A 17,520-nucleotide genomic window follows, 5' to 3' on the forward strand; every position below is an offset into this window, starting at 1 on the left:
TAAGTCATGTCCCGGAGAGCAAAAGAACGGCATGGATTTCATGCCGAACGCCTTTCGAGAGGGAACCACCATGCCGGACCCGGCCGCAGATGACAGCATTGGGGACGAGCGGGCCTGGCAGGCCGTGCTCGACCGCGATCGCGAGTTCGACGGGCGGTTCGTCATGGCGGTCACCTCGACCGGGATCTATTGCCGCCCGTCGTGCCCGGCGCGGCATCCGGCGCGCGGGAATATGCGTTTCCTGGCCGACGGGCCTGCGGCAAGGGCGGCGGGATTCCGGCCCTGTCGGCGGTGCAGGCCCGACGATCTTGCGCGCGACGATGCAGCGGTGCTGACGGCAATCGAACGTATCCGGGCAAGCGAAGGCATACCGACTTTGGCGGAGCTTGCCGATGCGGTCGGCTATAGTCCGGCCCATTTCCAACGCCTGTTTACCCGTCAGGCGGGGCTGTCACCGGCTGCTTATGCCCGTGCCTTGCGCGCGGGGCGCATGGCCGAGGCGCTCACTTGCGAAGATGACGTGACAGGGGCGATCTATGCGGCTGGTTTTTCCGCGCCGTCGCGGTTTTACGAGGCAGGACAGGAGAGGTTGGGCATGACGCCTTCGGCATGGGTGGATGGCGGGCGCGGGACGAGCATCCGATGGGCGGTGGTTCCGACCAGTTTGGGATCGATGCTGGTCGCGGCGACGGAAAAGGGGGTGTGTCGTCTGGCCTTTGGAGAGGATGGCGAATCGCTGGCAGCCCGTTTCCCCAACGCCGAGCGGATCGAGGGCGGAGAGGAATTCGCAGCCTTGCTCGCCCAGGTCGTGGCGGCAGTCGAGACGCCGGGGCGAGCGGATCATATCCCCCTCGATGTGCGCGGGACCGCGTTTCAGGAGGCCGTCTGGCGCGCCTTGCGGACGATTCCGCCGGGGGAAACCCGCACATATGCGCAGATTGCGGCTGCGGTCGGCAGTCCGGGAGCCGTGCGCGCGGCGGGCAGTGCCAATGGCGCCAACCCGGTGGCGGTGCTGGTTCCCTGTCACCGGGTGATTCGCACCGACGGCAGCCTTGGCGGCTATGCCTATGGTCTGGCGATCAAGCAGGCGTTGCTCGACCGCGAGCAATCCTGACTGCGGGCCCAGCCGGGGGCAGCCGGTTGGAGTGTCGCGAGAAAGGCTTCGGCACTGGCGAGGGTTTCAGCCCGTTTTTCCGGGCTCATCCGTGCCCATGTGGCATAGGGATAGGCAAGGCGGGGATTGCCGGACAGGCGATCGGCATTGCGATCGAGGAAATGCCAGTAGAGCGCATTGAACGGGCAGGCGTCCGGCCCGGTCTTGCGCTTCACGTCATAGCGGCAGGCACCGCAATAATCGCTCATGCGGTCGATATAGGCCCCGCTCGCTGCGTAAGGTTTCGACGCGAGGCGACCGCCATCGGCGTGGAGCGCCATGCCGGCGACATTGGGCAATTCCACCCATTCGAAGGCGTCGGCATAGACGGCAAGGAACCAGTCGGCGACCTCTTGCGGCCGCAATCCGGCAAGCAGGGCGAAATTGCCCATCACCATCAGGCGCTGGATATGGTGGGCATAGGCGTTCTCGCGCGTGGAGCGGACCGTTTCGGCAAGGCAGCGCATCGGCGTCTGCCCGGTCCACCAGAATTCGGGCAGCGGTCGCTGCGCGTCCAGAGCATTTGCCCCCGCAAGCCCGGGCATGTCGAGCCAGTACATGCCGCGCACATATTCGCGCCAGCCGATGATCTGGCGAATGAACCCTTCGACTGCGGCAATCGGCGCTTGTCCGGAGCGATAGGCCGCTTCGGCACGGCGACACACGGCAAGCGGGTCGAGAAGGCCAAGATTGATTGCCGGGGCGAGCAGCGAATGGAACATGGTGTCGTGGCCCGCCATCATCGCGTCCTGCCAATGGCCGAAATGGGGGAGGCACCGTTCGATGAAGTGGTCGAGCAGGGTCTCTGCGTCCTGTCGCGTCACCGGCCAGCCGAACGCGTCGAGTGATCCGAAATGGTCGCCAAAGCGGTCGGAAACCAGATCGAGCACGTCGCGCGTGATCGCGTCGCCCGTGATCGAATGGGGCGTGAACCGGGGTAGGGCGGGGGGCGAGAGGCCGGGCTCGGGGCCGGAACGGTTTTCCGCATCGAAATTCCAGCGTCCGCCGACAGGCTTGTCTCCGTCCATGAGGAGCCCGGTCTTGCGGCGCATGGTGCGGTAGAACCATTCCATCCGCAATTCGCTGCGTCCGGCGGCCCATTGGAAGAAATCGGGCAAGGGGCAGATGAAACGGGTATCGGGCATGATCCGCACGCGCAGGCCCAGGGTTGCCGACCATTCGTGCATCATCGCGCGCACGCGCCATTCGCCCGGTTCGGTCACCTGTATGCCGCGAGCCCGGTGGCGGCGGGCCGCGCGTTCGACTTCCCCGGAAAAGCTGTGCGTGTTGTCGGGATCGTCGAGGCGGACATAGTCAACCTGCCAGCCGTCGGCGCGCAGGTCCTGTGCGAAATGGCGCATGGCCGAGAGGATCAGGGCGATCTTGGCCTGATGATGGCGGACGTATCCGGTCTCTTGACCGACTTCCATCATCAGGACGACGGTATCCTTGCGCGTGCGATCCGACAGGCTGGAAATCGCCGGGGACAACTGATCCCCGAGGACGGGAACGAGAACGGGGCCGATGGCGTGCATCGACCCCGGCTGCGCTTCGAAGGGGGGGCGATCAAGCTGCCCCTTGGGGTGTTACCAGAGCACGTTGGCGTCGTTCGCCGTGACCGGTGCGGGCGCGGGTTCGCCAAGGCCTTGCAGAAGGTCAATTTCGATCGTGCGGCACATGGCATCGAGCGGCAGGTCGTGAATGGTGTTGGCGAAAGGATCAACCAGATCGTCGCCGATGGCCAGCACCGCCATGAACATCATGCCCGCAACGGTCGAGCCGAGCGGCGTTGCCGGGCCCAGTGCCTCGACCAGTCCGAACGGAAGGAGAATACAGAAGAGATGGGTGAAATAGGTCGGGAACAGCCGGAATTGAGAGGGCAGGGGCGTATTTTTCAGCCGTTCCATACCACCCTGCGAATTGGCGATGTCGACCAGGACGCGTTCGAGCTGGGCTTGCTGGATCGTGTCGATGATGCCCTTGGCGCGGGCGTCGGCGATCTGGTGGCCGGTCTCGTCGAGCAGGGCATTGGCGACATTGGTGCGGCCAAGGGCTGCACTCGCTTCCCCGGCGGGAATGGTCGGCAGGATCGACGCGTCGAGCGGCAGGCGGCGCAACTGGCAGCGCAGCGCGTTCACATAGGCGATCTGGCGCAAGACGATGGCGCGGGCCAGCCGCGAGCCTTCCTCGCCGGGCATGAAATTGCGCGCGGCGCGCGCCAGATTGCGGCTGGCGTTGATCATCAGCCCCCAGAGACCGCGTCCTTCCCACCAGCGTTGATAGGCCGAGGTGCTGCGGAACCCGAGAATGAGCGCGAGCGCGCTGCCGAAGAGGGTAAGCGGCAGACCCGGCGCGGGGAACGGGAACAGGTAATAAGTGACCGTGACGATCACGTCCCAGACGAACAGCAGGATGACCGGCGTGCGGATCGCCCCGGCAATGTTTCTGAGTGTATGAGGCGTACTGAGGATCATGGGGTATCAGTTACCGTGGGGAGCCTGAGCCAGGAAGGATGCCACCGGCGTGGCCGTGGCGGAAGAGAGGTCGAACCATTCAGGGCGCCCGGTCGCGACCAGATACGTCAGCACTGCACAGCAGAACAGCGTGAGTTCGATCATGGCCCGCCGCGACGGGCGGCGTGCGGGGCGAGCGACGGATTTTGGCGCGGGTGGTTCGGAAGACATCGGCAACTCCTTGATCTTCTGGACGCCTCCTCATTTGGCCGAACGATCTGTCCTTTGAATTGCCGCTTTGTAACAAAATGTTATCGCGCCGCACAACGATGGTGCGGTGCGGCAAGCCGGTGATGCACAGCCGTCCTCAGACGAAGCTGTAGGGGTCGATGTCGACCGCGACACGGACCCCGGGCGGGAATTTGAGGGGTTCGAGCCATTCGCGCAGGATCGTCTGCAGGCCGCTCGACCGTCGCGCGTTGATGAGCAGGCGATAGCGGTACCGTCCGCGAAGGAGAGCGAGCGGCGCCGGGGTCGGGCCGAGGATCATCACGTCGTCAAGTGCCGGGCGCGTGCCGCCGATGGCCCGTGCGGCTTCGCGGGCTTCGGCCTCGTCCTCGCTCGAGACGATGATCGCAGCCCAACGACCGAACGGCGGTGCTCCGGCCGATCGGCGAGCCTCGGTTTCGGCGGCGTAAAAGGCATCGCGGTCGCCACAGGCAAGGGCGGCGATCACCGGGGCTTCGGGATGGCGGGTCTGAAGCAGGACTTCGCCCGGTTTTTCCCCGCGCCCGGCGCGTCCGGCGACCTGGGCGATCTGTTGATAGGTGCGCTCGGCCGCACGCAAGTCGCCGCCTTCAAGACCCATGTCCGCGTCGACGACGCCCACCAGCGTGAGTTCGGGGAAGTGAAAGCCCTTGGTCACCAACTGTGTGCCGACGATCACGTCGATGCCGCCGTGGGTCGCAAGGTCGACGAATTCGGCGGCCTTGGCCGGGCTCGTCAGTGTGTCGGATGTGACCACCGCCACGCGCGCGTCGGGCAGGATTTCGGCCATTTCGTCGGCGATGCGTTCGACGCCGGGACCGCAGGCGACAAGGCAGTCGGGCTCGCCGCATTCGGGGCAGCGTTCGGGCGTCGGGACTTCATGGCCGCAGTGGTGACAGGCCAGCCGCCGCGACAGCCGGTGCTCCACCAGCCATGCGGAACAGTTCGGGCACTGGAATCGATAGCCGCATGTCCGGCACAAGGTCAGCGGGGCATAGCCGCGCCGGTTGAGGAACAGCAGGCTCTGTTCCCCCCGTTCGGCACGTTCGACCAGCGCGCGGACGAGCGTTGGAGCGAGCCAGTGCCCGCGTTCGGGTTGTTCGGTGCGCAAATCGACGATCTTGATGTCGGGCATTTGGGCCCCGCCGAACCGGTCGGGCAGGATCAGGCGCTCGTACCGCCCGGCTTCGGCCATTTGCAGGCTTTCGAGCGCGGGCGTTGCACTGGCGAGAACGACCGGGATCTGTTCGAAACGTGCGCGCATCACGGCGACGTCGCGGGCGTTGTAGCGCACGCCGTCTTCCTGCTTGAACGCGATTTCGTGGGCTTCGTCGACGATGATGAGGCCAAGCGCGGCAAAGGGCAGGAATAGCGCCGAGCGGGCACCGACGACCACTTTGGCGCCGCCGAACGCGACCTGGCGCCAGGCCCGGCGCCGTTCCGAACTCTTGAGCGAGGAATGCCACGCGACCGGGGGACAGCCGAAACGCGCCTCGAAACGGGTGAGGAAATTCTGGGTCAGCGCGATTTCGGGCAGGAGGATCAATACCTGTCGTCCCGCTTCGATCGCGGCGGCAATCGCTTCGGAATAAGTCTCGGTCTTGCCCGAGCCGGTCACCCCGTCGAGGAGAAAGGGCTGGAACCGGTGTTCCTCGACGACGGCGACCAGCCGCGCGGCGATTTCCGCCTGTGCCGGGCTGAGATCGGGTACGGCATGGTGCGGGTCGGGTTCTGGGTAGGGGCGATCGCTGTCGACGCGGACCGCTTCGAGGAGACCGGCGCCGACCATGCCGCGCAGGACGCTGTCGGAGACGCCCGCGATCTCGGCGAGTTCGCGAATCGTTGCCTGTTGCCCTTCCAGCCGTTCCAGGGCCTGTGTCCGCTGTGCGGTCAGGCGGCCGGGTTCCGCACCGGTCAGGCGATATTCGGTGACCATGCCGCCGCCCTGAAGCGCGGCGCTGCTCGAAAGTGCCATGCGCACGACCGACGCCAGCGGAGCCAGGTAATAGTCGGCGGTCCACTCGATCAGTCGTCGCAAGGGTGCGGCCAGCGGCGGCACCGGCAGGACCGAGAGCAGGGGACGCAGCTTGCCTGCGGGAACTTCGGTGCCGGGCAGGCGCCCTTCGTCCCAGACCACGGCCATGACTTGCCGGGGGCCAAGCGGAGCGACCACCACGCTGCCGGGTTCGACATGCATGCCGTCGGGCACGCGATAGTCGAGCGGACCCAGTGCGGCATTGAGGACAAGGCATCGGCAACGGTTCATGTTCGGGCGTCTATAGGGGGCAGGGCCGGGCCGGGCCAAGCCCCGAGCCGGATATTGAATACGGAAATCGGAGGCAGGAATGATCGACCGGGTCCTATTGCGACGGGACATGCTGGGAGGCGGATTGGTCTTGTGTGCCAGCCTTGCGCTTGGCGCTTGCGCCTCGTTGCCGCCGCTCAGCCTCGATGAAGCGGTGCGACGCCTGTTGCGCCGTTCGACGGATCGGGCGCTCGCGCGGCTTGCCGAGCCCGGCGGGGCATGGGATCATTTTCTTGCCCGTGCAGCCTTGCCCCAGACATATGGCCCGGCCGGATTGCTGCTGCAATCTGCGCTGACCTCCCCCGCCTTTCGCGAGCGGCTGGCGCAAACGCTGCGTCCCGTGGCGATGCGCGCGGCAAGGGACGCAGCGCCGCGCATCACGGCGGCAGTCCGCACGATCGGCATTGCCAATGCCCGCGCGGTTCTGGCCGGAGGGCCCCATGCCGCGACCGATCTCTTGCGCAGTTCGATGGGGCCTGCGGTGGTCGAGGCGATGTTTCCCGAGTTTCGCGATTTCTTCCGCCTGCTCGACGATCCCGTGCTGGGGCCGATTATCAGTGCCCTTGCCGGGATCGGGGCGGACGGGCTGGCCCGCACGTTTGCGGACCATGCCGATGAAGCAGTCTGGGATGCGGTGGGCGACGAGGAAGCCGCGATCCGTGCCGATCCGACGGCGGGTGGCGACCCGCAACTGGCGGCCGTTCTGGGGACGCGTTGAGGGACGACCTTGCTCCTGCGGACCGGTGAAGCGTGATCGGCTAAGCGGGATTGGCCCCGGCGCGGCTTTTGCCTATAGGGCGCGCCAGCATGATCTGGCGCGCTTGCGGGTGCGCCCTTCGTTTTTCAGGACGCATTCCCCATGAAGTTCTTCGTCGACACCGCCGACACTGCCGAAATCTCCGACCTTGCCGCGACCGGCCTTCTGGACGGCGTCACCACCAATCCCAGCCTGATCGCCAAGTCGGGCCGCGATTTCCTCGAAGTCACGGCGGAAATCTGCAAGCTGACGGCTGGTCCCGTCAGCGCCGAAGTGGTCGCTCTCGACCATGAAGGCATGATGCGCGAGGCAGAAATCCTGCGCAAGATTGCCGACAACGTCTGCGTCAAGGTTCCGCTGACCATCGACGGGCTCAAGACCTGCAAGAAGCTGACCGCCGACGGCACCATGGTCAATGTGACGCTGTGCTTCTCCGCGACGCAGGCGCTGCTCGCGGCCAAGGCCGGTGCGACGTTCGTTTCGCCGTTCGTCGGTCGTCACGACGACAACGGTTTCGACGGGATGCAGCTCATCAGCGACATTCGCCTGATCTACGACAACTATGACTATGCGACGCAAATCCTGGTCGCCTCGATCCGTCACGGCGTCCATGTGCTTGAAAGCGCGAAGATCGGTGCGGACGTGATCACGGCTCCGCCGGCGGTCATCAAGGGACTGTTCCGTCATGTCCTGACCGAAAAGGGGATCGAAGGCTTCCTTGCGGATTGGGCAAAGACCGGTCAAAGCATTGGTTGACAGTCGGGGCCGTTCTGCGGCCCACCCTGGTTTTCGATCAGGGATACGCTTTCAATCAGGGATACTTTGTGGCCTTGCGTGACGAATCGCCTCTCGATCAATTCCGTGCCGCTCTGACTGGAACGGCACGGGCCCTGGCCGATGAACCGGAAATCGAGGTGGCATGGACCGCCGATGCACCGGGGCAGTCGGGCACGGCCTTGCGGGTGCCGATGCCCCCCCGCGCGCTTCCGGCCGAACAAGTGGCCGAGGCGCGCGGCTTTGCCGACTCGATGGCGCTCAAGCTGCGTTTCCACAATGCGGCGCTGCATCAGAGCCGCGCGCCGGGCGAACCGGTCGCGCGCGCGGTCTATGATGCGATCGAACAGGTCCGTTACGAAGCGCTGGGGTCCGAGGGCTATGCCGGGATTCGCGGTAATATCGGTGCCGCGACCGACATGCGCGTGGCCAGCGACCCCATTTCCCGCGCGGCCCGGGCCAGCGACGTGCCGTTGCAGACGGCCGTCGCCTTGCTCTTGCGCGAACGGCTGACCGGACAACCGGTGCCCGAGGCAGCCCGGTTGGGCACCGATATGGTGCGCAGCTGGGTCGAAGCGCGCGCCGACAAGGACTTCGACGCGCTTGCCGCCGCGCTCGAGGATCAGAAATCGTTCCAGCAGCTCGCGCTCGACATGCTCGGGCATCTCGAACTGACCCAGCCGACCGATGCGCCCGAAACCGATTCCGAGGATGAGAACGCCGAGGACGAAGAGGACGACGGCGAGGAACAGCCCGAACAGAACGAGGATTCGCCCGAGCAGAGCCCGAGCGAAGTCGCGGGTGAAACCAGCGAAGGCGGCGAGGACAGCGAGCAGGAGCAGGAAACCGGCGAAACCGAGGAAAGCGCGGACGCCGACATTTCCGACGAGGGCGAGGAAGGCATGTTGCCGACCCGGCCCAATCGTCCCTGGACCGACATTCCCGACAATTTCGACTACCACGCCTATACCGAGCAGTTCGACGAAGTCGTCGCGGCGAGCGATCTGTGCGATGAGGACGAGCTGACCCGCCTGCGCACATATCTCGATGCGCAGATGAAGGGGTTGCAGAGCGTCGTCACGCGTCTTGCCAACCGCCTGCAGCGCCGCCTGATGGCGCAACAGAACCGTTCGTGGGATTTCGACCAGGAAGAAGGCCTGCTCGATGCCGCGCGGCTCGCTCGCGTGGTGATCTCGCCGGGGCATTCGCTGTCCTACAAGGTTGAGCGCGACGTCGAGTTCAAGGATACCGTCGTCACGCTGCTGATCGACAATTCGGGGTCGATGCGCGGGCGTCCGATCTCGATCGCGGCGATCAGCGCCGACATTCTGGCGCGCACGCTCGAGCGTTGCGCGGTCAAGACCGAGGTGCTGGGCTTTACCACCCGCGCCTGGAAGGGCGGGCAGTCGCGCGAGGCGTGGCTTGCGGGCGGCAAGCCGGCGAGCCCCGGGCGCCTCAACGACTTGCGCCACATCGTCTACAAGAAGGCCGACGAGCCCTGGCGCCGCGCGCGCAAGAATCTCGGCCTGATGATGCGCGAAGGGCTGCTCAAGGAAAACATCGACGGCGAAGCCTTGCTCTGGGCGCATACCCGCCTGCTGGCCCGACCGGAGGACCGTCGTATCCTCATGGTCATTTCCGACGGCGCACCGGTCGACGATTCGACCTTGTCGGTGAACAGCGCGGGCTATCTCGAACAGCATTTGCGCAAAGTGATCGACTGGATCGAGAAGCAGTCGCCGGTGCAGCTTGTCGCCATCGGCATCGGCCACGACGTGACGCGCTATTATCGCCGCGCGGTGACGATCATGGATGTCGAACAGCTCGGCGGGACGATCGTCGAACAGCTTGCGGACCTGTTCGAGACGGATTGACGGGCGGGGTCGCACCGGGAAGGGGCGCGGCTGTGACTGTCGTCCCTGCAACCCGCACTTGACGGTGCGGGCGCGGAAGAGGCAAGGCCCCACGCCATGACCGATCCGCGCCCGCTCGTGCTGTTCAACAGCCTGACCCGTCAGTCCGAACCGTTTCAGCCGGTCCACCCCGGCGAGGCACGCGTCTATTCGTGCGGGCCGACCGTCTACAACTATCCCCACATCGGCAACATGCGGGCCTATGTCTTTGCCGACGTGCTCGGGCGGACGCTGACCTACAAAGGCTACAAGCTGACCCATGTCATCAACATCACCGACGTTGGCCATCTGACCGACGACGCGGACGATGGCGAGGACAAGATGGAAAAGGCCGCCGCGCAAGGGGCACAGTCGATCTGGGACATCGCCCGCCATTATACGCAGGCCTATTGGGCCGACATCGCCGCGCTCAACATCCGTCAGCCCGCCCAGTGGTCGATTGCGACGGATTACATTCCGCAGATGATCGCCTTTGCGGAAAAGATCGCCGACAAGCACTGCTACGAATTGCCGACCGGTCTTTATTTCGACGTAGGCAGCGTTGCCGATTACGGTCGGCTTGCGCGCGCGACGACCGAGGAAGGCGAAGGCCGGATCGAGGACGTCGAAGGCAAGCGGCACAAGGCCGACTTCGCGATCTGGCGCAAGACGCCGCCGGGTGAAAAGCGGCAGATGGAATGGGATTCGCCATGGGGACGCGGTGCGCCCGGCTGGCATCTGGAATGCTCGGTCATGAGTGGGGCTCTGCTCGGCTTTCCCTTCGACATCCACACCGGCGGGATCGACCATCGCGAAATCCACCATCCCAACGAGATCGCGCAGAATCAGGCGTTCCGCTGCGCAGGCAGCCTGACCGATCCGGCCAATTCGGGCGCCCGCATGTGGCTCCACAACAACTTCCTGGTCGAACGCTCGGGCAAGATGTCAAAAAGCTCGGGCGAGTTCCTGCGCCTGCAACTGCTGATCGACCGCGGCTATCATCCGCTCGCCTACCGCATGATGTGCCTTCAGGCGCATTACCGCAGCGAACTGGAATTCTCCTGGGAAGGGCTTGGTGCCGCGCTGACCCGGCTGAAGCGGCTGGTCATGGCGGTGGGGCAGCTCAAGGAGCGTGCGGCCGAGCCCGCCGCCGCCCCCGGGCCGAAGTTTGCCGACGCGCTCGACCGGTTCGATGCGGCGATGAGCGAGGATCTCAATACCCCGGTCGCCTTGACTGTGCTCGACGAGATCGTGGGCATGAAGAAAGTCGATCCGGCCGAAAAGCTGGCGGCGATCGCGCTTGTCGATTCCGTCCTCGGTTTCGATCTGCTCACGCTCGATCGGGCTGCGCTGCGCCTGCGTCCCCGCACTGCGACCATCGACGAGGCAGCGATCGCCGAGGTGCTCGACGCGCGTCGCGCCGCCCGTGCGGACAAGGACTTTGCCCGTTCCGACGCGCTTCGCGACGAACTGGCCGCTGCAGGCGTGGACGTGATGGACGGCGACCCGCTCGGCTGGGACTGGAAGCCCGCCTGATCCTCGTCAGGATCGCCGGGGATGATCTAGGGCAGTTCGCCTCTTCCGCTGACATCGGCATATCTGAGGATGACGAGTTCGCTTTGCGCGTTGCGTCATCCTCGTGCGCGGCGGATCAATGGCGATCGAGCAGCAGCACCGCGATCTCGAGTTCGGCCTCGGGATGGGGCAGCAGCGTCTGGGTAAAGCGGCGAACGTCGATTTCCGCGATGAGTGCGCCGGGGATGGTCAGTTCCTCGTCCGCGATCAGCATGGTCAGCGTTTCGGCGTCCGCGACGGCCTCATGACCGCTAAAGCGCAGGACGAAGGTGTGACGGGCACCGGTGAACGTCGCGCTCGACCACTGCGTTTCCCCATGGCGGACCAGACGGGCGAGGGGGCCTGCGCGGTCGAACAGGGCTTGGGCGAGCTTCTGGCCGCTCGTCATGGGCTTGCGCATCGGCTTGCGCAGGCTGTGGTGGGGCGGAGTGAGCGTCTGGTCCGAATTGCGCCACATGGGAGTGCTCCAATCGTTGTTCATGAAATGTTCCGCCCGTTCTTCGCCGTGCGTGGGAGTGGTTTGGCGGCCGCCACGGGAAATTGGATCGCGGGTGATGGCATTGCCGGTCGCAATGGCGAGCGAGGTGCGCATGGAGCGAGCGAAGCGGTCGATGAACATGGTGATCTTTCCTGCGATTCGATATTGGATATTTCTTAGATTGACCGAAAATATCCTTCGGTCTAGGAAATATCCTTCGAATTTGGGGTAAGGATTTGGCAAGAATGGGGAAAGCGCCGGGCCTTTCTGGAGGATCGCACGGAGACGGCGAAGCGGGCGATGCGGCGGGGCCACAGGCGCGGCTGGTTGCGCTGGCGCGCGAACGGGGCGTCAGTCTGTCTGCGCTTTCGGGCATGATCGGGCGCAATGCTGCCTATCTCCAGCAGTTCGTGCGCAAGGGGTCGCCGCGCAAGCTGGAGGAAAACGACCGTCGCACGCTGGCGATGTTTTTCGGTGTCGATGAAAGCGAACTGGGCGCCCCGGCCGCGAACGAGGTTGCGGTGGTGCAATCGGGCGGGCGACTGGCCTTTGCCCGAAACGGGAGCGCGAGGAGCGCATCTCGGCCGGTCGAGGCTGAATGGGTCGACATTCCGCGCCTTGCTCTGGGCGCTTCGGCGGGGCCGGGCACTTTGGCGCTCGATGAAGCGGAAAGTGGGCGGCTGCGGTTCAGTCAGCGCTGGCTGCGGACTTTGGGGCTCGATCCGGGGCAGCTTTCGGTGATCGAGGTCGCAGGCGACTCGATGGAGCCGACTTTGCATGACGGGGACGAGATTCTGGTCGATCGCAGCCCGCGTCCCTGGCGCGACGGCATTCATGTCGTGCGGATCGACGAGGTGCTGTTGGTCAAGCGGCTGGAAACGGGGCCGGCCGGGACCATTCGGGTGATGAGCGACAATCCCGCCTATCCGCGTATCGAGCGCGCGTACGAGGATGTCGCGATTATCGGACGGGTGGTCTGGAAAGGCGGGCGTATCTGAAAGGGTTGCGAAGTGGGGCGGGGCACATCATCTTGGCCGGCGATGACCCAGACAACGCCCCCCGCCCAAGCAACGCCCCCTCTCAAAGTGGCGATCATCCCCGTTACCCCTTTGCAGCAGAACTGCACGCTGGTGTGGTGCACGAAAACGATGCGCGGGGCTTTCATCGATGTCGGCGGCGACTTGCCGCTTTTGCGCCAGGCGATCGCCAAGACGGGCGTGACAGTGGAAAAGCTGCTCGTCACCCATGGCCACATCGACCATTGCGGCGGCACGGCTGCCTTTGCCCGCGAGTTGGGCGTTCCCATCGAGGGGCCCGAAGAGGCTGACCGCTTCTGGATCGCGAAGCTGGACGAGGACGGGCCGCGCTATGGCATTACCGGCGAAGTGTTCGAGCCCGATCGCTGGCTTCATGACGGCGACACGGTGACGATCGGCGAATGCGTGCTCGATGTCCTGCACTGCCCGGGGCACACGCCGGGGCATGTCGTCTTTTACCACGCGCCTTCGCGGTTCGCGATCGTGGGCGACGTCCTGTTCCAGGGATCGATCGGGCGCACTGACTTTCCGCTGGGCAATCACCAGCAGCTCATCGATTCGATCACGCAGAAGCTCTGGCCGCTCGGCAACGATGTGACTTTCGTTCCCGGGCACGGTCCGGTCAGCACGTTCGGGCGCGAGCGCCAGAGCAATCCCTATGTCGCGGACAGCGCTCTGGCCTGATCTATAGACTCATCTGTCGAGAGCGATGGTGACGGCCCAGACCGCAAGGCCCAGCAGAGTTGCCATCGTGATGAGCGTGCCGAGCGGGCGTCCGCCTTTGAGCGGACCGCCGTCCATGCCGATGCCGTGGGCAACGCGCCCCAGCGTATAGACGAGCGCGACGCCCGCCAGCCAGCCGCTTGCGGGACGGGACGCCTCGATCGCGGCGATCAGGATCAGCACGATCGGGGTGTTCTCGATGAAATTGGCCTGCGCGCGCATGCGGCGGATCAGTTCTTCGTCGCCGCCGTCGCCGATGGAAATCTTTCGCGTGGTGCGCACCATGCCGACGCGCAAGGTCAGCCACAGATTGATGAAAGCGGCGGCTGCGGCAGCTGTCAGTGTAATGGGCAGGTACATCCTCTCGTCCCTCCACATGTTCTGTTTTGCAGGAGGCTAACCCAGCTATGCTTGCAAATCATCCAGAAATGCGTATAGGCGCGCCTTCGCCCGCGAACGGCACCTTTCGGCCAACAACGCCTCGCACACCCTCCATGAGTCTTGGAAAAGACATGTGGGGGTTGTCTGGCAGACCGGATTTGCCTATCGCGCCCGTGACTCAGATAGACAGTAATCAGGAACAGGTGCCGAAATGGCCGTCCCCAAGCGAAAGACCTCGCCGTCCCGTCGCGGCATGCGCCGCAGCCACGACGCTCTGAAGGCTGAAGCCTTCCACGAATGCTCGAACTGCGGTGAACTCAAGCGTCCGCACATGCTGTGCACCGCTTGCGGTCACTACAACGGCCGCGAAGTTCTCGCTGTCGGAAACTGAGTCGGACAGGGCTGCGCCGGATCGCATGATTCGGCGCGCAAATTCCGATAAACGAATCGAGATCGACGTGCGTTTCGACCAAGTGGTCACGATTGCCTCCCCTCATCGGGCAGGGCACTCGCCAAGCGCATCAGGGGGGATTTTTGCGTCATGAGCCTGCCGCGTATCGCAATTGACGCGATGGGCGGTGATGAAGGCGTTCGCGTGATGGTCGAGGGTGTATCTCTCGCTCACGGATGCAATCCCTCCCTTCGTTTCCTGCTCGTCGGTGATGAAGCAAAGGTGGCCGAAAGGCTCGCGCTTTATCCCGGTCTTGCCGAAGCGGTTGAGATCCGACATGCGCCCGAAGTCATTTCGGGCGACGAACGTCCGACGCAGGCCTTGCGACGGGCGCGTACGACGTCGATGGGCATGGCCGTCGATGCCGTGAAGCGGGGCGATGCCGGAGCCGCGGTCAGCGCGGGCAATACCGGCGCGCTCATGGCGATCTCCAAGCTCGCCTTGCGCACGATTTCCGGGATCGACCGGCCCGCGCTTGCCGCGCTGATGCCCACTCTGGGCAACCATGATCTCGTCATGCTCGATCTCGGCGCGAACACGAATTGCGATTCACGCAATCTCGTTCAGTTCGCGATCATGGGGGCTGCCTATGCCCGGATCGTCAACGGTCTTGCCAGTCCGCGCGTTCGCCTGCTCAACATCGGCTCCGAAGAGACGAAGGGCACCGAAGATCTGCGCGATGCCGCTGCCTTGCTCAAGCAGGTCAACGGCTCGCTGGCGCTGAGCTTCGAAGGGTTCATCGAGGCGGACAAGCTCAGCCGTGGCGATGTCGACGTGGCCGTGACCGACGGCTTTTCCGGCAATATCGCGTTGAAGGCGATGGAGGGTGCGGCGCGGTTCGTCGCCGATCTCCTGCGCCGCAGCTTCGCCAGTTCGCTGCGCTCGAAGCTCGGCTTCCTCATTTCGCGTCCGGCAACCGATCTCCTGCGCCACCATCTCGATCCCAACCAACACAATGGCGCCATTTTTCTGGGTCTCAATGGCGTCGTGGTGAAAAGTCACGGCGGGGCTTCGGCCGTCGGCGTGGCCCATGCCATCAAAATCACTGCCCGCCTGCTGGAGGAAAATCTGACCGAGCGCATTGCCGCCGACCTTGCCAATGTCGGAGCCGAAATGATCCAGAATCCCGCTCGTGCGGGGCAGCGCGGTCAGGTTGAAGCCTCTCCTCAATCCGATCTCGCCTCGGAGCAGGGCGCATGAGCGTACTTGAACGTCGCGCCGTCATTATCGGCAGCGGTTCGGCTTTGCCCGAACGCATCGTGAGCAATGCCGAAATGGCGGAGATGGTCGATACGACCGACGAATGGATCGTCGAGCGGACCGGCATTCGCGCCCGCTACATCGCCGGGGAAGGCGAAACCACCAGTTCGTTGGCGACGCTTGCTGCTCGCCGCGCTCTGGATGCGGCCGGAGTCGATGCCAAGGACGTCGACCTCATCATTCTGGCAACCGCGACTCCGGACCAGACCTTTCCGGCGAGCGCGACGATCGTTCAGCACAATCTGGGCTGCAACGGCGGGATCGCGTTTGACATCGCGGCGGTCTGCTCGGGCTTTCTCTATGCCCTGACGACGGCTGATGCGATGCTGCGCGCGGGCAATGCCCGTTGCGCTCTGGTCATCGGCGCAGAAACCTTCAGCCGGATTCTCGACTGGGAAGATCGCACGACGTGCGTTCTCTTCGGTGACGGTGCCGGTGCCATGCTGCTTCAGGCGCGCGACGTCGATCCGACTGATCCGCAGGCGCCGGGCATTCTGGCCAGCCGCCTTCACGCCGACGGGGCCTACAACGACATGCTTTATGTCGATGGCGGACCTTCGACGACGCAGACGGTCGGCAAGCTGCGGATGAAGGGGCGCGAAGTGTTCCGTCACGCCGTGGTCAATCTCGCCAGCGTTCTCGAGGAAGTTCTGACCTCGACCGGGCGTCAGGCATCGGACATCGACTGGGTTGTCCCGCACCAGGCCAATTTCCGCATTCTCGACGCGACTGCCCGCAAACTGGGGCTTCCGGCCGAGAAAGTGGTCGTCACGGTCGATCATCACGCCAACACCAGCGCGGCTTCGGTGCCGCTGGCCTATGACGAAGCGGTTCGCGACGGACGCATCCGTCCGGGCCAACTGGTCATGTTCGAGGCCATGGGCGGCGGCTTTACGTGGGGTGCTGCGCTCGCGCGAGTGTGAGCGACAGGCCACAGTTGTCCCGACATCGCACGATGATGGAGATGTTTGTCCTCGGCTGGTTCCCGGCCTGCATTGCGTTGCCCGGAAAAAACGCTATTTTGCCGTTGGGTAGTGGGGAACTGTTCCAAATTGGGGGAACTTGAGGATGCGCTCTATTGGTACGTTGACGCGAGCTGATCTGGCCGAAAGCATCAATCGCCGTGTGGGGCTTTCCCGCGCGGAATCGCTTGAGATGGTCGAAGCCATTCTGTCGCAGATGTGTGACGCTCTCGCCGAAGGCGAGAATGTGAAAATTTCCGGTTTCGGCACGTTCCTGCTGCGCGACAAGGCGGAGCGGATCGGTCGCAACCCCAAGACCGGCGTGGAAGTGCCGATCACCCCGCGCCGGGTGTTGACGTTCCGCGCCAGCCAGATGCTGAAGGATCGCATTTGCACAGGCGACTGAGCGTGCGCGGATGAGTGCCGCAACGAGTTCAACCGGAGCGCCTGCGGGGCGCAAGACACCTGTCCGTCGTCGTGCGAGTGAAACGCGCACGCGCGCTGCGACAGAGCGAACCGCAGGTGACCGGACTGGTCATGACGAACTGTTCAATGACGGCAAGGATGTCGACGCGCTGCGCACCATCGGTGAAGTGGCCAAGGCTTTGGGCTTGCGCCAGCATGTCCTGCGCTATTGGGAAGAGCAGTTCCCGACATTGACCCCGCTGACGCGGGCCGGGGGACGGCGCTATTACCGTTCCGAAGACATCGCCCTGTTGATCGAGATTGACCGGCTGCTCAACCGCGAGGGGTATACCATTCGCGGGGCAAGGCAGGCGCTCGGTCGCCGTCCGTCCCGAGTGCGCTCTGCTGCGGCAAGCGAGGCGCTGGACACCGAGCCGGAGGCGCTCCCTTCGCTCGAAAGCCTTGCCGTCGAACCGATGACGGAAGCTGTGGCAGAGCCGCAAGCAACAGCGGACCATCCGGTGGGCTCGGATGCCGAACAGGTCATTGTCGAAGCGCTGCTTCTTCTTCGCGGGCATCTCGAAGGGGTGCGAAGCCGACTTTCGGCCGCTATTTCAGAGGACTGATCCTCCGCTCTTGATGCGTGG

At 64.6% G+C, this 17,520-nt stretch carries 18 protein-coding genes; 12 read left to right on the forward strand and 6 right to left on the reverse strand.

Going from position 1 to position 17,520, the window contains the following annotated elements:
* Positions 1-70 precede the first annotated feature (70 nt).
* The gene (gene ada / locus Y88_RS02070; RefSeq protein ID WP_026166767.1) at positions 71-1,114 is read left to right on the forward strand and encodes a bifunctional DNA-binding transcriptional regulator/O6-methylguanine-DNA methyltransferase Ada; all 1,044 of its coding nucleotides are present in this window, start codon (positions 71-73) and stop codon (positions 1,112-1,114) included.
* Here the strand turns inward: ada and Y88_RS02075 are convergent.
* From Y88_RS02075 to Y88_RS02085, 4 genes are all read right to left on the reverse strand, one after another.
* A complete protein-coding gene (locus tag Y88_RS02075; RefSeq protein WP_008065788.1) occupies positions 1,066-2,688 on the reverse strand; it encodes a cryptochrome/photolyase family protein in 1,623 nt (540 codons plus the stop codon). The two genes, ada and Y88_RS02075, sit on opposite strands and share 49 nt — an antisense overlap.
* Positions 2,689-2,739: 51 nt before the next feature.
* Entirely contained in the window at positions 2,740-3,627 is an 888-nt protein-coding gene (locus Y88_RS02080; RefSeq protein ID WP_008065790.1) for a bestrophin family protein, read from the reverse strand.
* Between the two features lie 6 nt (positions 3,628-3,633).
* Positions 3,634-3,837, reverse strand: coding sequence for a hypothetical protein (locus Y88_RS19090; RefSeq protein WP_157132568.1), 204 nt, complete (start codon positions 3,835-3,837; stop codon positions 3,634-3,636).
* Positions 3,838-3,973: 136 nt separating this feature from the next.
* Complete coding sequence (locus tag Y88_RS02085; RefSeq protein WP_008065799.1) at positions 3,974-6,139, reverse strand: primosomal protein N'; 2,166 nt, start codon at positions 6,137-6,139, stop codon at positions 3,974-3,976.
* 79 nt (positions 6,140-6,218) lie between these two features.
* Between Y88_RS02085 and Y88_RS02090 the strand changes: the two genes are divergently transcribed.
* The 4 genes from Y88_RS02090 to cysS all read left to right on the forward strand — a co-directional run bounded on the left by Y88_RS02090 (position 6,219) and on the right by cysS (position 11,137).
* Complete coding sequence (locus tag Y88_RS02090) at positions 6,219-6,896, forward strand: DUF4197 family protein (RefSeq protein WP_008065801.1); 678 nt, start codon at positions 6,219-6,221, stop codon at positions 6,894-6,896.
* A gap of 141 nt (positions 6,897-7,037) precedes the next feature.
* On the forward strand, positions 7,038-7,691 hold the full coding sequence (fsa, locus tag Y88_RS02095) for a fructose-6-phosphate aldolase (protein ID WP_008065802.1): 654 nt from the start codon (positions 7,038-7,040) through the stop codon (positions 7,689-7,691).
* 74 nt (positions 7,692-7,765) lie between these two features.
* On the forward strand, positions 7,766-9,583 hold the full coding sequence (gene cobT / locus Y88_RS02100) for a cobaltochelatase subunit CobT (protein ID WP_026166766.1): 1,818 nt from the start codon (positions 7,766-7,768) through the stop codon (positions 9,581-9,583).
* Positions 9,584-9,679: 96 nt separating this feature from the next.
* Entirely contained in the window at positions 9,680-11,137 is a 1,458-nt protein-coding gene (cysS, locus tag Y88_RS02105) for a cysteine--tRNA ligase (RefSeq protein ID WP_008065804.1), read from the forward strand.
* 115 nt (positions 11,138-11,252) lie between these two features.
* Here cysS and Y88_RS02110 read toward each other — a convergent pair whose 3' ends face one another.
* Complete coding sequence (locus tag Y88_RS02110; protein ID WP_008065805.1) at positions 11,253-11,795, reverse strand: hypothetical protein; 543 nt, start codon at positions 11,793-11,795, stop codon at positions 11,253-11,255.
* A 104-nt stretch (positions 11,796-11,899) separates the two neighbouring features.
* Here Y88_RS02110 and Y88_RS02115 point away from each other — a divergent pair, with 104 nt between their 5' ends.
* Positions 11,900-12,652 (forward strand): S24 family peptidase, encoded by a 753-nt coding sequence (locus Y88_RS02115; protein ID WP_008065806.1) that lies wholly within the window; start codon positions 11,900-11,902, stop codon positions 12,650-12,652.
* A 42-nt stretch (positions 12,653-12,694) separates the two neighbouring features.
* Positions 12,695-13,375 carry an MBL fold metallo-hydrolase gene (locus tag Y88_RS02120; protein ID WP_036499972.1) on the forward strand — a complete coding sequence of 227 codons (681 nt, stop codon included), beginning with the start codon at positions 12,695-12,697 and terminating at the stop codon, positions 13,373-13,375.
* A gap of 9 nt (positions 13,376-13,384) precedes the next feature.
* On the opposite strand, the gene Y88_RS02125 is transcribed toward Y88_RS02120, so the two are convergent.
* A complete protein-coding gene (locus Y88_RS02125; RefSeq protein ID WP_008065820.1) occupies positions 13,385-13,774 on the reverse strand; it encodes an MAPEG family protein in 390 nt (129 codons plus the stop codon).
* Positions 13,775-14,006: 232 nt separating this feature from the next.
* On the opposite strand from Y88_RS02125, the gene rpmF reads away from it, so the two are divergent.
* From rpmF to Y88_RS02150, 5 genes are all read left to right on the forward strand, one after another.
* On the forward strand, positions 14,007-14,186 hold the full coding sequence (gene rpmF, locus Y88_RS02130) for a 50S ribosomal protein L32 (protein WP_018075242.1): 180 nt from the start codon (positions 14,007-14,009) through the stop codon (positions 14,184-14,186).
* Positions 14,187-14,336: 150 nt separating this feature from the next.
* Entirely contained in the window at positions 14,337-15,446 is a 1,110-nt protein-coding gene (gene plsX, locus Y88_RS02135) for a phosphate acyltransferase PlsX (protein WP_008065825.1), read from the forward strand.
* Complete coding sequence (locus Y88_RS02140) at positions 15,443-16,429, forward strand: beta-ketoacyl-ACP synthase III (protein ID WP_008065826.1); 987 nt, start codon at positions 15,443-15,445, stop codon at positions 16,427-16,429. The genes plsX and Y88_RS02140 overlap by 4 nt, the downstream gene beginning before the upstream one ends.
* Before the next feature lie 145 nt (positions 16,430-16,574).
* Complete coding sequence (locus tag Y88_RS02145) at positions 16,575-16,874, forward strand: integration host factor subunit alpha (RefSeq protein ID WP_026166765.1); 300 nt, start codon at positions 16,575-16,577, stop codon at positions 16,872-16,874.
* Between the two features lie 10 nt (positions 16,875-16,884).
* Positions 16,885-17,499, forward strand: coding sequence for a MerR family transcriptional regulator (locus Y88_RS02150; protein ID WP_008065828.1), 615 nt, complete (start codon positions 16,885-16,887; stop codon positions 17,497-17,499).
* Positions 17,500-17,520 lie beyond the last annotated feature (21 nt).

It is taken from the genome of Novosphingobium nitrogenifigens DSM 19370, from assembly GCF_000192575.1.
Classification (GTDB): domain Bacteria; phylum Pseudomonadota; class Alphaproteobacteria; order Sphingomonadales; family Sphingomonadaceae; genus Novosphingobium; species Novosphingobium nitrogenifigens.

Excerpts from the sequence above, each read along its gene's own strand:
- Y88_RS02085 (WP_008065799.1), bottom strand. The coding sequence starts at position 6,139 with ATGAACCGTTGCCGATGCCTTGTCCTCAATGCCGCACTGGGTCCGCTC.
- plsX (WP_008065825.1), top strand. The coding sequence starts at position 14,337 with ATGAGCCTGCCGCGTATCGCAATTGACGCGATGGGCGGTGATGAAGGC.
- Y88_RS02110 (WP_008065805.1), bottom strand. The coding sequence starts at position 11,795 with ATGTTCATCGACCGCTTCGCTCGCTCCATGCGCACCTCGCTCGCCATT.
- Y88_RS02115 (WP_008065806.1), top strand. The coding sequence starts at position 11,900 with ATGGGGAAAGCGCCGGGCCTTTCTGGAGGATCGCACGGAGACGGCGAA.
- Y88_RS02080 (WP_008065790.1), bottom strand. The coding sequence starts at position 3,627 with ATGATCCTCAGTACGCCTCATACACTCAGAAACATTGCCGGGGCGATC.
- Y88_RS02125 (WP_008065820.1), bottom strand. The coding sequence starts at position 13,774 with ATGTACCTGCCCATTACACTGACAGCTGCCGCAGCCGCCGCTTTCATC.
- Y88_RS02120 (WP_036499972.1), top strand. The coding sequence starts at position 12,695 with ATGACCCAGACAACGCCCCCCGCCCAAGCAACGCCCCCTCTCAAAGTG.
- Y88_RS19090 (WP_157132568.1), bottom strand. The coding sequence starts at position 3,837 with ATGTCTTCCGAACCACCCGCGCCAAAATCCGTCGCTCGCCCCGCACGC.
- Y88_RS02140 (WP_008065826.1), top strand. The coding sequence starts at position 15,443 with ATGAGCGTACTTGAACGTCGCGCCGTCATTATCGGCAGCGGTTCGGCT.
- rpmF (WP_018075242.1), top strand. The coding sequence starts at position 14,007 with ATGGCCGTCCCCAAGCGAAAGACCTCGCCGTCCCGTCGCGGCATGCGC.
- Y88_RS02075 (WP_008065788.1), bottom strand. The coding sequence starts at position 2,688 with ATGCACGCCATCGGCCCCGTTCTCGTTCCCGTCCTCGGGGATCAGTTG.
- ada (WP_026166767.1), top strand. The coding sequence starts at position 71 with ATGCCGGACCCGGCCGCAGATGACAGCATTGGGGACGAGCGGGCCTGG.
- Y88_RS02090 (WP_008065801.1), top strand. The coding sequence starts at position 6,219 with ATGATCGACCGGGTCCTATTGCGACGGGACATGCTGGGAGGCGGATTG.
- Y88_RS02150 (WP_008065828.1), top strand. The coding sequence starts at position 16,885 with ATGAGTGCCGCAACGAGTTCAACCGGAGCGCCTGCGGGGCGCAAGACA.
- cysS (WP_008065804.1), top strand. The coding sequence starts at position 9,680 with ATGACCGATCCGCGCCCGCTCGTGCTGTTCAACAGCCTGACCCGTCAG.
- fsa (WP_008065802.1), top strand. The coding sequence starts at position 7,038 with ATGAAGTTCTTCGTCGACACCGCCGACACTGCCGAAATCTCCGACCTT.
- Y88_RS02145 (WP_026166765.1), top strand. The coding sequence starts at position 16,575 with ATGCGCTCTATTGGTACGTTGACGCGAGCTGATCTGGCCGAAAGCATC.